Annotated in this window: 12 protein-coding genes; 4 read left to right on the top strand and 8 right to left on the bottom strand. The window is 71.1% G+C overall.

Translation table 11 applies throughout. The features are described from left to right. Positions 1-2: 2 nt before the first annotated feature. Both VKV26_10310 and VKV26_10305 read right to left on the bottom strand, forming a co-directional pair. Entirely contained in the window at positions 3-209 is a 207-nt protein-coding gene (locus VKV26_10310; protein ID HLZ70286.1) for a hypothetical protein, read from the bottom strand. Next, a complete protein-coding gene (locus VKV26_10305; protein ID HLZ70285.1) occupies positions 209-925 on the bottom strand; it encodes a hypothetical protein in 717 nt (238 codons plus the stop codon). Before VKV26_10305 ends, VKV26_10310 begins: the two co-directional genes overlap by 1 nt. 234 nt (positions 926-1,159) lie before the next feature. On the opposite strand from VKV26_10305, the gene VKV26_10300 reads away from it, so the two are divergent. Continuing rightward, positions 1,160-1,984, top strand: coding sequence for a hypothetical protein (locus VKV26_10300; GenBank protein HLZ70284.1), 825 nt, complete (start codon positions 1,160-1,162; stop codon positions 1,982-1,984). A gap of 15 nt (positions 1,985-1,999) precedes the next feature. Here the strand turns inward: VKV26_10300 and VKV26_10295 are convergent, their stop codons facing one another. From VKV26_10295 to VKV26_10270, 6 genes are all read right to left on the bottom strand, one after another. Continuing rightward, on the bottom strand, positions 2,000-2,839 hold the full coding sequence (locus VKV26_10295; GenBank protein ID HLZ70283.1) for an SDR family oxidoreductase: 840 nt from the start codon (positions 2,837-2,839) through the stop codon (positions 2,000-2,002). After that, positions 2,820-3,590: a metallophosphoesterase gene (locus tag VKV26_10290; protein ID HLZ70282.1), complete on the bottom strand. Its 771-nt coding sequence runs from the start codon at positions 3,588-3,590 to the stop codon at positions 2,820-2,822. Before VKV26_10290 ends, VKV26_10295 begins: the two co-directional genes overlap by 20 nt. Positions 3,591-3,669: 79 nt before the next feature. Next, on the bottom strand, positions 3,670-3,978 hold the full coding sequence (locus tag VKV26_10285; protein ID HLZ70281.1) for a hypothetical protein: 309 nt from the start codon (positions 3,976-3,978) through the stop codon (positions 3,670-3,672). A 106-nt stretch (positions 3,979-4,084) separates the two neighbouring features. Beyond that, complete coding sequence (locus VKV26_10280; protein ID HLZ70280.1) at positions 4,085-5,299, bottom strand: cytochrome P450; 1,215 nt, start codon at positions 5,297-5,299, stop codon at positions 4,085-4,087. Positions 5,300-5,413: 114 nt separating this feature from the next. After that, positions 5,414-7,009: a PKD domain-containing protein gene (locus tag VKV26_10275; GenBank protein HLZ70279.1), complete on the bottom strand. Its 1,596-nt coding sequence runs from the start codon at positions 7,007-7,009 to the stop codon at positions 5,414-5,416. Between the two features lie 101 nt (positions 7,010-7,110). After that, positions 7,111-8,049: a LysR family transcriptional regulator gene (locus VKV26_10270; GenBank protein ID HLZ70278.1), complete on the bottom strand. Its 939-nt coding sequence runs from the start codon at positions 8,047-8,049 to the stop codon at positions 7,111-7,113. A gap of 198 nt (positions 8,050-8,247) precedes the next feature. Between VKV26_10270 and VKV26_10265 the strand changes: the two genes are divergently transcribed. From VKV26_10265 to VKV26_10255, 3 genes are all read left to right on the top strand, one after another. After that, positions 8,248-10,029 (top strand): 2-oxoacid:acceptor oxidoreductase subunit alpha, encoded by a 1,782-nt coding sequence (locus tag VKV26_10265; protein ID HLZ70277.1) that lies wholly within the window; start codon positions 8,248-8,250, stop codon positions 10,027-10,029. Next, complete coding sequence (locus VKV26_10260; GenBank protein ID HLZ70276.1) at positions 10,029-10,907, top strand: 2-oxoacid:ferredoxin oxidoreductase subunit beta; 879 nt, start codon at positions 10,029-10,031, stop codon at positions 10,905-10,907. Before VKV26_10265 ends, VKV26_10260 begins: the two co-directional genes overlap by 1 nt. Before the next feature lie 239 nt (positions 10,908-11,146). Beyond that, the gene (locus tag VKV26_10255; GenBank protein HLZ70275.1) at positions 11,147-12,574 is read left to right on the top strand and encodes an MFS transporter; all 1,428 of its coding nucleotides are present in this window, start codon (positions 11,147-11,149) and stop codon (positions 12,572-12,574) included. The last annotated feature ends 11 nt before the right edge of the window (positions 12,575-12,585 follow it).

Here is a 12,585-nt window from a genome sequence, read left to right as displayed (position 1 = left end):
CCTCAGCGCAGCGCGCGGACCAGCAACACGATCAGCAGCGTCGCCAGGCCTGCCGTCAGGCCCAGGAAGACGCCCAGCAGCGAACCGACGCTCACCGCCCCGTGCATCGAGCCGCCGTACGGTCCGCGGCCCAGGGTTTGGCGGTAGCTGATCAGTCCGCCGACGACGACGATCGCCAGCAGGATCGCAACGACGATCACGCCCGCCATCAGCGCGGCGCCTTGATGGCGATGTCGCCGCCGTTCGGGTCGCGCACGTCGAGCGAGAGCTGGAAGGAGCTGCCGTCGGCGGGGTCGCGGTTCTGCACGTCGATGCGCAGCGGATAGCGGTTGCCGCCCGCGGTCCAGACGTCGAGCGACGTGGACGACTGCTGATTGTTGACGCCCTCGCGGCCCTGGCCGAAGAGCCCCGGCGTGCGCGCCAGCTCGCCGGGGGCGAAGCTGTAGTGCTGGGCCGGCACGCCGTTCAGCGTCTCGGCCACGGGCGCCTTGCCGGCGGTGCTGACCGTGCCGAGCGTCTGCTCGCAGAGCGTTTGCGGATCGAGGCCGGCGAGGGCCGCCACAAACGGCCCGGCGCTGCCGTTCGCCGTCTCCCAGGCGCCGCCGCCCACGCGTTGGTACTGCGTGCCGCCGATGCGGATCGTCTCCACGTCCTGGCTGGCGCCCTGCGGGAAGCTGACCTGCAGTTGCGTCGCCGCCGGGGCGCGGTGGGCGCCCTCAAACTGCACGTCCTGCAAGAGGTTGGCCAGGGAGCCGACCTGGTTGCGCGCCTGGCCCTGGCCGGCGTTGAACTTCAATTCTCCGCTGAAGCGGTAGGCGCGCAGCCCGCCGAGGCAGGGCAGGCTGCCGGCCGGCGCCGGCGTGCCGCCGGGCTCGTTGCGCGGCGCCTGCGGATTCACGGCGCACCCCGCGGCCATGGCCGCCACCGCCAGCCCTCCGCCGAGGAGCAGTCCGCCGAATCCCCGCCGCCTCATCTCTTCCCCGTTCCGCCGCTCGCCAGCGCCGCGATCGTAGCATCGGCGTTCGCGCTGCCGCCAGCGAACGCCGACGCGTCGGACCCTCCACCTCGCGCCGGCTCCCGCGGGCGCGGTAAAATGCGAAGACGGAGCATGCTCAACGCGCACGGCGGGAGTCTGGCCCGCCCGCGCCAGGCCGGAGCCATGTCAGTCGCGATCTCGCTCCTGGCAAGCCTGATCACCTTCGCCTTCGCTGGCGCCGTGCTCTGGCAGTACCGGCGGCGGCGAAGGCTGCATCGGCTCGTCTGGGCGGTCGCTCTGCTCTGTTACGGCGCCGCCACCAGCGCCCAGTTCGTGGCTGAGGGCTGGGGCTGGAGCACGCCGGCCTTCCGCATCTGGTATCTCTCCGGCGGCCTGCTCACCGCGGCCTACCTCGGCCAGGGCACGGCCTTCCTGCTGCTGCCGCGCCGCGCCGCCCGGATCATCTTCGCCGTCTTGTTGCTCGTGTCGGCCGTGGCCACGCTGCGCATCTTCACCGTGCCGCTGCACCTGGGCGAGATCCTGCCGCCGGCCGGCAAGGTTACACCACGCGCCACGAGCCTGCCGGCCGATCTGCGCGCCGACGCCGCGTTGCTCAACATCTACGGCACGCTCCTGCTGGTGGGCGGCGCGATCTGGAGCGCGATCCTCTATCTCGACGTGCGGCTGGACCGGCGCCGGCGCGCCGGCAACCGCGTGATCGCCAACCTCCTCATTGCCGGTGGCGCTATCGTCATCGCCAGCGCCGGCTCGCTCGAGGCCTTCGGGCACGGCGAGTTTCTCTACGCCGGCGAGATCCTCGGCATCTCCATCATCTTCGCCGGCTTCCTGCGCAGCGGCAGCCAACCGCGCGCCACCGCGCCGGAAGCGGGCGTGGTTCCGTCTGCAGGCTCGGCCGGTGAGTCGGCGGGACCGACGGCGGCTGCGCCCGCGGCACCGGCGCGTTCCCTGCACCGCATCAGCGATCGCACGGCCGCGGGCCGGCGCTGATCGCCGGGGCCGCGTTCAGGGCCGCTCCATCTCCCAGCCGGCCGGCTCCGGCCAGTTGTGCAGCAGTTGCCCGCCGTCCGCGACCAGCACGGCGCCGTTGACGAAGCGCGCCGCCGGCGAGCAGAGGAAGGCGCACAGCTCCGCCACTTCCTCCGGTGAGGCGTAGCGGTGCGCGGGCACCGAGGCGAGGTTTGCGGCTTCCGACGCCGCGTCGAAGCCCGCCTGCGCCAGTTCCTTCTCGCGCATCCCGGTCGTGTCCACGTTGCCCGGCGCCAGCGCGTTGACGGTGACGTTGTGGCGGCCCCAGTAGTTCGCCAGCGTGCGAGTCAGGTTGATGACGCCGGCTCGCGCCGCGCCGGAGTGGGCGAAGAAGTAGGCGCCGCGTTCCAGCGCGTACACGTGCACGACGTTGACGATCGCGCCGAACTCCTGCGCCACCAGGCGCGGCCCGACGCGGCTGCACATGTTCCAGGTGCCGTTGAGGTTCAGGTCGATCACCGAGCGCCAGCCGCGGTCCGAGATCTGCGAAGGCCGCGCCGGGAACTGGCCACCGGCGTTGTTGATCAGGAAGTCGACGCGGCCAAAGCGCTCGATCGCGCCTGCGACCAGCGCCTCGACCTGCGCCACGTCGCGGATGTCCGTCGCCAGCGCCTGGCAGAGCCCGCCCGCGGCTTCGATCTGCGCTCGCGTCTCGCCCAGCGTCTCGATGTGCCGGCCCGCCACGGCGACGCCGGCGCCCAGCGCCGCGAAGCGCCGCGCGATCACCCGGCCGATGCCGCTGCCGCCGCCGGTGACGATCGCCGCTCGCCCGGCGAAGAGATCCGGACGCAGAACCTCAGGCGCCGCGTCGCCCATCGTCCGCCCCGCCGTTCGTGCTGGCCGGCAGCGGCATGCGCGTCACCTCGACGCCGCCCGCGCTCAGCCGCACCAGGTTGATCGTCTTCGCGAGGTCGGGCGAGCCGGAGTAGTAGGCGGGCAGTGCGCCGGCGCCGATCTTCGTCGCCAGGTCCCAGTGGCCAAGGGCAAGGTAGTCGGCTTGCAGCGCGTCCAGCTCCTCCTGGTGAATCAGCCAGGAGCGGTGCAGGTCCTGCGGGCCGCTGACCCAGTGCCCGTGCGCGATCGCCACGCGCCAGCGCGCCGAGCCACGCGGCGCAGGCTCGCGCAGCGGCGCCATGTCCACGTGATCGGGGTGCGGCCTCCCCCAGACTTCGAGGTCAAGGCCGGCCAGCGGCAGCAGCTCGTCCACGGTGATGCCGAGCACCTCGACGTTGGGCAGCTCGCCCAGCCCGCCGCGGCGGTAGACGGAGCCGGCGGCAAGGCAGTCGTGGTTGCCGGGCAGAATAATCACCGGCAGCGCCGCATCCTGCAGGCGGCGGCCAACGGCGTCGATCAGCGGCAGCTTGACGCGGTTGTGGTCGAAGATGTCGCCCGCCAACAGCAGCGCGTCGGCCCCCGCCGCCAGCGCTGCCTCGAGCACGCCCTGCAGCCGCGCGAGGTCGTCCTCGTGCCGCGTCTCCGAAGCGAGGTGCAGATCGGAGCTGTGCGCCAGCACGACGGCGTCACCCGGGATGGCGCTGTTCGCGCCCGTGCCCTGATCAGCGGTCACACTGCACCTCGGGCGGCAGGCCGCCCCGCTGAGCATGGCACACGGCTACGGGTGCAGGCCAGCCGGCCGCGCTTTGCGGTTACTCCCAATCGGACGCCGTGGGCGAGCTGACGATGCTTGCGCCGGCGCCGATTAGGGCCAGCGCGCCGAGCACCAGCAGCAGCACGCCCGCGCCGCCGGAGAGCTTGTGGCCGAAGAGGAAGATCAGCGCGACCACGGCGCTGGCGCCGCCGGCGAGGGCGAGATACGAGTGCGTTTGCACGACCAGTTGCCGGCGACGGCGTTCGTTGCCGTGCGGGTAGTCGAGCTGGCCCCGGCGGTACTGGGCCACGCGCCAGCCGCCCCAGACGAGCGCCGCGAGGCAGGCGATGTAAATGATGACGGCCATGACGGATTCCCTCCTCCACCGAGCCAACACCCTGCGATCATCGTAAGCCCGCGGGCGTCGGCACGGAAAGATGGACGGCCGCGGAGCGGGGCCGGCGCGAGCGCGCTCAGTCTCGACCGTTTCGCCGATCGAACGCCAGCGGCAGGTGCTTGACGCCGTGCATGATAAAGCCGGGCACCTGCTCCAGCGGCGCGGCGTCCGCCCGGCGCAGGTTGGGCAGACGCCGGCCGATCTCGTCCAGCGCGATCGCGGCCTCGAGCCGCGCCAGCGGCGCACCGAGGCAGAAGTGGATGCCCTGGCCGAAGCTCAGGTGCCGGTTGGGCGAGCGGGCGATGTCAAACGTGTCCGGGTTGGGGAACTCGTCGGCGTCGCGGTTGGCGGAGGCCAGCCAGACGATCACCACCTGCCCGGCCTTCATCGCCTGGCGGCGCAGCTCCGTATCCTCGGTCGTCAGGCGCACGGTGGCCTGCACGGGCGGGCGGTAGCGCAGCACCTCTTCCACCGCCGAGGGCCAGAGCGTCGCGCCGGCGCGCAGCCGCGCAAGGGCCGCGGGCTGCTCCAGCAGCGTGCGCACGGCATTGCCGATCAGGTTGGTCGTCGTCTCGTTGCCGGCGACGAGCAAGAGGATGCAAAAGGTCAGGATTTCGTCGCGCGTCAGCTTCTGGCCTTCGATCTCCGCCGCGATCAGGGCGCTGATCAGGTCCTGCCGCGGCTCCCGCTCGCGCGCGTCGACCACGGCGCCGAAGTAGGCGCTCATCTCCGTGATCGTCTGTTCGGGCACTTCGCGCGCGCCCATCGCCTCGTCCTCGCCTTCGGCTCCAAGGCCGGTGCCGAGGCTCGCCGCGATCACATCCGACCAGCGCTTGAAGTCCGCGCGGTCCTCCGGCGGCACGCCCAGGATCTCGGCGATCACGATCACCGGCAGCGGATAGGCGAGGTCGTGAATCAGGTCGGTGCGGCCGCTCGGTTCCACGGCCGCCAGCAGCTCGTCCGTAATCGCGCGGATGCGTGGCGCCAGTTGCTGCACCATGCGCGGCGTGAAGGCGCGGTTGACCAGCTCGCGCAGCTGCGTGTGGCGCGGCGGGTCGAGGTTGAGGATGCTGGTGGTGGCGCGTTCGGCGGGCGGCAGGTTGCGCTGAAAGTCGCTGGAGAACCGCCGCGGGTCACGCAGGATCGCGCGGCAGTCTTCGTACAGGAACGCGTTCCACGCCTGCATCTCCGGCTGAAAGGAGAACGGCTCAAACTGCCGTGCCAGGGCGTAGAGCGGGTAGGGATTGTCCAAATTCTCGGGCGACATCAGGGGATTGGTTCCGGCAACCACGTCGCTGGCCTTTCCGGGCGCTGCGGCCACGCGCGGTCGCGTGGCTCACCTCCAGCGTATCCCATTTGCGGAAGGGCAACTGACCGCGGGAGCGTCGTCCTCGCCTGCGTGCGGCTACGGCACCGGCGCGATGCGGATCCGCGTCGCGCCGAAGGCCTGGACACCGCTCTCGTCGGTCAGGACGGCGACGATCGTGTAGACGCCGGCGGCCTGGTAGACGTGGGGTACGGTTTGGCGTGTGTCGCCCGTGTCGACGCTGCCGTCGCCGAAGTCGAAGTCATAGGTGTAGCGGCTGCCGACCAGCGGCGCCGTGGTGATCGCCTGAAGGCCGATAGTTTGGCCGGCCACGGCGATGGTTGGCGGTGCGACCGGATGCGCCCCGCTTCCCGGCGGGTCGAATCCGACAAGCTCGTCGCTCAGGAACGGCAGTCCCATGCCGGGGAAGCTGAAGTTCGGATCGTCCGGAGTGCGCGTCGTATAGCTGATCGGCACGGCGAAGGCGGACACCTGCGCCGCGTCCGCATCTCCTGCCTGCCAGCTGCCGACGGTGTGAGGCGTGGCGAGGCCGAGCCAGGAGCCGCGGGCCGCGAACGTGTCGCCGAACGGCTTCAACTCGCCGGTGAACAGGTAGGCGGCGCCGGCATCGTCATTTGCGCTGAAGCTCAGCGCAAACTGCCCGCCCGGCCCACCCGGACGCAGCGCGCCCTGCCCGGCGAAGGAGCGGCCGCCGGCGTCGACCGTCACGTTGACGGCCTCGCCGCCCGGCGCCACGTCCGGACCGACGGGCGTGATCGAGAGCACGCCATCGCCGAAGCGGTCACGATAGGCGAGTTGCGGCACGCTCCGAGGCGCCCGGGGCAGCGAGCGGATAGTTGCGTCGACCTGCAGGTAACCGCTCAGGTCGCAACTCAGCGCATTCGGCGCTTCCGGCGCCTCCGCGCAGAGACTCGATGGCGGCCACTGGTCGACGGGCAGGCCAGGCGCCTGCAGGCCGGCGGTGAGCGCCACGTCCGCGTCGGTCGCGGCCGTCAGCTTCGCGCCGTCCCAGGCGGCAGTCAGCGGCTGTTTGGCGTCGTTGGCCACGGAAAGCGCGGGCGACAGCCTTTCGGCCGCCCCGTCCGCCGCTGGATAGATCCAATGCACCGTGTCGCCAGGGGCCAGCGCGGACTCCTGTATCGCGGCGTCTTCCGGGACCGTGGTGACGGCTACCTCAAGGGCGCCTGACGGGAACATCGTCGCGAGCCGGGCGCGGCAGCGCACGACGTTGCCGCGCGCGTCGTCGGCGCCGCAGAAGCCGAGGCCGGGCACGCCGCCGGGAACGAACTCGGAGGGATACGAAGTCTGCAGCTGGACCAGCGCATCCTCAAAGGCGGTCACGGTGAAGTCGGGCGCCCCGAGCGAAACGAACACGCGGCCTGGCGATCCATTGATGACGTGCACGGTCACGGCCGAAAAGTGCGCTCGGATCGGCGGAGCACCCGGCGCCGGCGTTGGCAGGGGCGCGGGCGGCGGCGGCACGAAGGTCACGTCTTCGCCCGGCGCCAGCGTGCGGCCGCCCGGAATCGTGATCTGGTTCTCCGGCGTGAGCGACGGTTGCGGCTGGCCGGCCGCCCGTGGCGGGCCGCTCCCGCCGGCAAGCGCGAGCGCCACGATCAGCGCGGCACAAGCCGTCGCGAAGCAGAGCAGCAGGCGAGTCCTATGACTGCGCATTGAAGCCATCCGCGGCGGCCGCACGCGAGAGGCGTGCCCCGGCACAGAAAAGGACGCAGCACGTCGCCAAAAGTCGCAGCCCGCCGCCGTGCTGAGGCGGCCTACACCGTCGCCGCCGGCTGCAGCGCCGCCCTGTTCCCTCGCACCCCGTGGCCGTAGCGGGCGAGCAGCAAGCGGATGAAGTTCGCCACTGCCGGCGGCGGCGGGGCGCCGCGGCGCGGCACCACCAGGCAGGTGGTCCGCGTGATCCGCGGCAGGCCGGCAACGCGCAGCTCGACCAGCGCCCCCGCCGCCAGCTCCGCGGCCACCGCCTGGCGTGGCACCATACCCACGCCGTAGCCCATCTGCGCCGCCGTGCGCACCGCCTCGTGGCTGTCGAACTCCATCGTGATGCGCGGATAGACGCCCGCCTGCTCCAGCTCCGCATCGACGTGCGTGCGGAAGCGCGACGGCGCCTGGAAGAGGATCATGTCGAGCTGCGAGAACTCCGCCAGCGGGATGGGGTCCAGCAGCCCGGCCGCGTAGGCCGGCGCGGCGACGGCGATGATCTGGTCCTCGAACAGCGCCGTCGACTCCAGCCGCGGGTGGGCCACGGGCGTGCTGGTCAGGCCGAGGTCGGCGTTACCTTCGAGCAGGCGGTCGAGCACGCCGTCGGCGCGGGCCGACCAGACGCGGAGCCGCACGTTGGGATAGGCGGCGCGAAACTCGGCCAGCAGCCGCGGCAGGGTGAACAGCCCGACCGTGGTGACGCAGGCGATCGAGACCTCGCCCCGCTCCGGGTCGGCCAGCGAGGTCACGTCCGTCTTCAGATTCTCCACCTGCGCCAGGATGTGGTGCGCGTGCTGGTAGACGCTTTGGCCCATCGCCGTGAGGTGCAGGCCGCGGCCGCCGCGCTCGACCAGCGTGGCGCCCAGCTCGCGCTCCAGCGCCGCCACCTGGCGCGTGACCGCGGGCTGGCTCAAATTCAGCAGCTCGCCCGCACGGGTGAAGTTGCCCTCGTCCACGACGCGCACGAACGTCTCTAAATGTTGCAGAATCATCTCGTTGCGGCTCCTTTAGGCGCGTCACGATTCAAGTCGCGCATTCCGAGTATAGCAACGATGCATTGGACGTATGAATGTTACACACGTATGATCGCCAGGGATGAGACTGGCAAGGGGTGTGCCCGGCCCGTCTTGCAGTGCCGAGACCGAAGCCCCGGCAGCCCGTCCCGCGGGCAAACACGCAAGGAGGAGTGCATGCTCCAGGAGATCGTCTGGAAGATCGGCGGCGAGCAAGGACAGGGGCTCGATCCCACCAGCGACGTCTTCGCCACCGTCTGCAACCGCATGGGCTACTGGGTCTACGCCTACAAGACCTTCTCGTCGCGCATCAAGGGCGGCCACACCGACTTCACCGTGCGCGTCAGTCAAGAACGCAAGCTCTCGCCCGCGCCGAAGCTGAACATGCTCGTCGCCATCGACCAGGAGTCGATCGACCTGCTGGTCGAAGACCTGGCCGAGGACGGTATCCTGCTCGCCGACAGCGGCTTCCACCCGCAGGCGCCGGACGGCGTGAAGCTGATCACCGCCGACCTCACCAAGATGGCGCGCGAGCTGGGCAATCCGGTCTACCGCAACATGATCGCCGTCGGCTGCTCCGCGCAGGTGCTCGGCATTCCGCTGGAGCCCTTCCGCGAGTACGTGCAGGAGAAGTTCGGCCGCAAGGGCGAGGCCGTCGTCCAGGAGAACTGGCGGGCGCTCGACATGGGCGCCCAGATCGCGATCGAGCAGCTCGGCCACGAGGTCTTCAGCCTCGGCGTGCCCGACGGCAAGAACGACCGCCTGATCGTCACCGGCAACGACGCGATGACGCTCGGCGCGCTGGCCGCCGGCTGCCGCGCCGTCTTCGCCTACCCGATTACGCCGGCCTCCGAAGTGCTGGAGGTCGCGGCCAAGCTCTTCCCGCGCTACGGCGGCGTCGCCGTGCAAATGGAGGACGAGCTGGGCGCCCTCGGCGCGGTGATCGGCGCGGGCTTCGCCGGCGCCCGGGCGCTCACCTGCACCGCCGGCCCCGGCATCTCGCTGATGCAGGAGCTGATGGGCCTCGCCGGCATGACGGAAGTCCCCTGCGTGATCATCGACACGCAGCGCGGCGGCCCCAGCACCGGCATGCCCACCAAGCACGAGCAGTCCGACCTTTTCGCCCTGATCCACGGCGGCCACGGCGAGGCGCCGCGCATCGTGCTGGCGCCCGGCACGGGCGAGCAGGCCTTCTACGACGCCGCGCTCGCCTTCAACCTGGCCGACAACTACCACTGTCCCGTGATCATCGCCTCCGACCTCGGCCTCGCCCTCTGGCAGCAAACGGTCGATCCGTTCGATGCTTCAAAGGTTGTGATCGACCGCGGCCCGATCGTCGAGCAGTCCTATTTGGACAGCATCGGCGGCGACGGCTTCGAGCGCTACGCCGACAGCGAGACGGGCGTCTCCGCCCGCTCCTTCCCCGGCATGAAGAACGGCCAGTATTTGGCCACGGGCGCCGAGCACGGCCGCACGGGCAAGGTCACCGAGAGCCCGACCAACCGCGTGCGCATGATCGAGCGCCGCAAGCGCAAGCTGGCGAAGCTGGAGATCGGCGGCAAGCCCGTCCCCGGCGTGGAGGTCGAAGGGCCGGAGAAGCCCGACGTGCTGCTGATCTCCTACGGCTCGACGATCGGCGCCGTGCGCGAGGCGGCCGGCAATCTTGCCGCCGAGGGCTTGAGTGTCGGCGTCTGCCAGGTGCGCCTGCTCAACCCGCTGCCGGCAGAGGAGCTGACGGCGCTGGTGAACGGCGCCCGCAGCGTCATCGTGATCGAGAACAACTCCGAGGGCCAGCTCGCCTACCTGATGCGGGCGAACCGCGTGCCCTACGGCAACGTCCAGTCCATGTTGAAGTATGACGGCACCCTCTTCCGCGGCGACGAAGTCACCGCCCGGGTGAAGGAGATGACCGCCGTTCCCCAGGCCGCCGCGCGGGCGGCGCACGAGGTGCGAGCATAATGGTGGCAGAAGCGCTGACCCTGCAAGACTACAAGACGCCGGAAGAGTCCTGGTGGTGCCCCGGCTGCGGCGACTTCGGCGTGCTCGCCGCGCTGCAAAAGGCGCTGCTCGACCTGCAGATTAAGCCGGAAGAGATCGCGCTGGTCGCCGGCATCGGCTGCTCGGGCAAAATCGGCAACTACGTCAACAGCTACAACATCCACGTCACCCACGGCCGCACCATGCCCGCCGCGCTCGGCCTGAAGCTGGCCAACCGCGAGCTGACGGTGATCGCCGCCGGCGGCGACGGCGACGGCTACGCGATCGGCATGGGCCACTTCATGCACGCCCTGCGCCGCAACGCCGACATCACCTACATCGTGATGGACAACCAGATCTACGGCCTGACCAAGGGCCAGACCTCGCCCACCTCGGCCATGGGCTTCGAGACGAAGTCCACGCCCTCCGGCAACAAGGAGCACAACGTGCGGCCGCTGCAGCTCGCGATCGCGGGCGGCGCGACCTACGTGGCGCAGGGCTTCAGCTCCAACCAGCGCCAGCTCGTCGATCTCATCAAGGGCGCCATCCGCCACAAGGGCTTCTCGCTGGTCAACACGCAGAGCCCCTGCGTCACCTTCAACAAGATCAACACCTACGCCTGGTGGAAGCAGAAGCTGGTGGACGTCACCACGCTCGACGGCTATGACCCGCACGACCGCGTGACGGCGATGAAGCTGCTGGCCGAGAACGACGAGGCCGTGACCGGCCTGGTCTACGAGGACACCGTCTCCGAGTCGTTCGACCAGATGCTGCCGGGCTTCCGCGAGCAGGGCATCGTCAACCAGGACTGGACCGTGCCGGACGGCGAGTTCCAGAAGATCCTCGCCGGCTACCGGTAGGGACCAGGAAATAGAAACGAGAAAATAGGAAATAGGAACGAGGAGGACCCCTCCCTCAGTTCCTATTTCCTATCTTCTTTGTCCTATTTCCTCGCTCCTTCTGTGCCGCCTGTCACGCCCGAGGGCGCGGCCTGTCCAAATGGCCGGGGCCACGTGCGGTCCCGCAGCCGTGGGAGCGGCTCGCCGCCTTCGCTAGCCTGTGTCCGTGGCCTCACTGCGACTGGCCACGGGAGGACACGGTGGCCAGCCGCGACGCCCCGCACGCGAACACGACCCTGACGATTGGGCTGATCACGATCGTCTCTGCCGTCGCCTTCGAGGAGGTGGCCGTGGCGACGGTGCTGCCGGCCGCCTCGCGCGAGCTGGGTTGGCCGAATCTCTACGGCTGGGCCTTCAGCGCCTTCCTGCTTGCCGGCCTCGTCTCCATCGTCGTCGGCAGCGACATCGCCGACCACGAGGGGCCGCTGCGTCCCTTCCTCGCCAGCATCGCGCTGTTCGCCGCCGGCCTCGTCATCTCCGGCGCGGCGCCGACCATGCCGGTGTTCATCGCCGGGCGGGCGGTGCAGGGCAGCGGCTCCGGCACGATCGCAGCGCTCGCCTACCTCTGCATCAGCCGCGGCTACCCGGACAGCCAGCGGCCGCGCCTGCTCGCCCTGCTCTCCAGCGCCTGGGTGCTGCCCGCGCTGATCGGGCCGGCGCTTGCCGGGCTAGCCGCCGACCGCGCCAGCTGGCGGCTGGTCTTCGTCGCCCTGCTGCCGCTGCTGGCGCTGGCCGCCGCGATGATGCTGCCTGGACTACGCGGCCTCGGCAGCGACCCTGCGGCCGAGCGCTCCGCCGCGGGTCGCGGCTGGCTGGCCGTGCGGCTGGCGGCGGGGGCGGTCCTGTTCCTCGCCGCGCTCGATACAGGCGCCGCCGTGCTCGTCTGGCCGCTGGCGGTGGCCGGGCTCTGGCTCGGCGTGCCCGCGCTGCGACGGCTGTTCCCCGCCGGCACGCTGACGGCGCGGCCGGGGCTGCCGGCGGCGCTGGCGGTGCGCGGGCTGCTTACTTTCGGCTACTTCGGCGTCGAGGCGTTCCTGCCGTTGGGCTTGACCCGGCTGCGCGGCCTCACGGCGACCGAGGCCGGCACGATTCTTACCGCCGCCGGCCTGAGCTGGACCGCCGGCTCCTGGCTGCAGGCGCGGCTGGATCAGCGCGACGACGGCGCCGGACGCTCGCCCCGCGCCTCGCTTGGTCTGCTGCTGGTACTGGTCGGCGGCGTGCTGGCGGCCGTGCCGGTGCTCGACACGGCGCTGTCGCCCTGGGCGACGGTGGCCGGCTGGGCGGTCGGCGGGCTGGGCATGGGCATCGCCTATCCGACGCTCAGCGTGATCGTGCTCGGTCTCGCCGGCGCGGGCGAAGAGGGCATGGCCTCCGCGGCGCTCACGCTGGCCGAATCGCTCTCCGTCGCGGTCGCGGCGGGGCTGGGCGGCGGCGCCATCGCCCTCGCACGCGGCGCCGGCTGGGGCGAGGCGCACGGCATCGCCGCGGCCTACGCCATCGGGCTCGCCGGCCTGCTGCTTGGGCTGCTCGCGGCACGGAGGATGGGGCGCCTGTCCTTCCCCGCGTCCCCGTCGCGGCCAGGGGAAGCCTCGGCGCCGGCGCTGGCACAGCCGGCCGCGGGCGATTGAACGGGCCGCCC

The organism is Dehalococcoidia bacterium, assembly GCA_035310145.1.
GTDB lineage: Bacteria > Chloroflexota > Dehalococcoidia > CAUJGQ01 > CAUJGQ01 > CALFMN01.
This window is presented reverse-complemented; position numbering and strand designations above follow the sequence as displayed.

Coding starts and splice junctions, on each gene's coding strand:
- VKV26_10310 (HLZ70286.1), bottom strand. CDS start 209: ATGGCGGGCGTGATCGTCGTTGCGATCCTGCTGGCGATCGTCGTCGTC.
- VKV26_10300 (HLZ70284.1), top strand. CDS start 1,160: ATGTCAGTCGCGATCTCGCTCCTGGCAAGCCTGATCACCTTCGCCTTC.
- VKV26_10295 (HLZ70283.1), bottom strand. CDS start 2,839: ATGGGCGACGCGGCGCCTGAGGTTCTGCGTCCGGATCTCTTCGCCGGG.
- VKV26_10285 (HLZ70281.1), bottom strand. CDS start 3,978: ATGGCCGTCATCATTTACATCGCCTGCCTCGCGGCGCTCGTCTGGGGC.
- VKV26_10275 (HLZ70279.1), bottom strand. CDS start 7,009: ATGCGCAGTCATAGGACTCGCCTGCTGCTCTGCTTCGCGACGGCTTGT.
- VKV26_10270 (HLZ70278.1), bottom strand. CDS start 8,049: ATGATTCTGCAACATTTAGAGACGTTCGTGCGCGTCGTGGACGAGGGC.
- VKV26_10265 (HLZ70277.1), top strand. CDS start 8,248: ATGCTCCAGGAGATCGTCTGGAAGATCGGCGGCGAGCAAGGACAGGGG.
- VKV26_10260 (HLZ70276.1), top strand. CDS start 10,029: ATGGTGGCAGAAGCGCTGACCCTGCAAGACTACAAGACGCCGGAAGAG.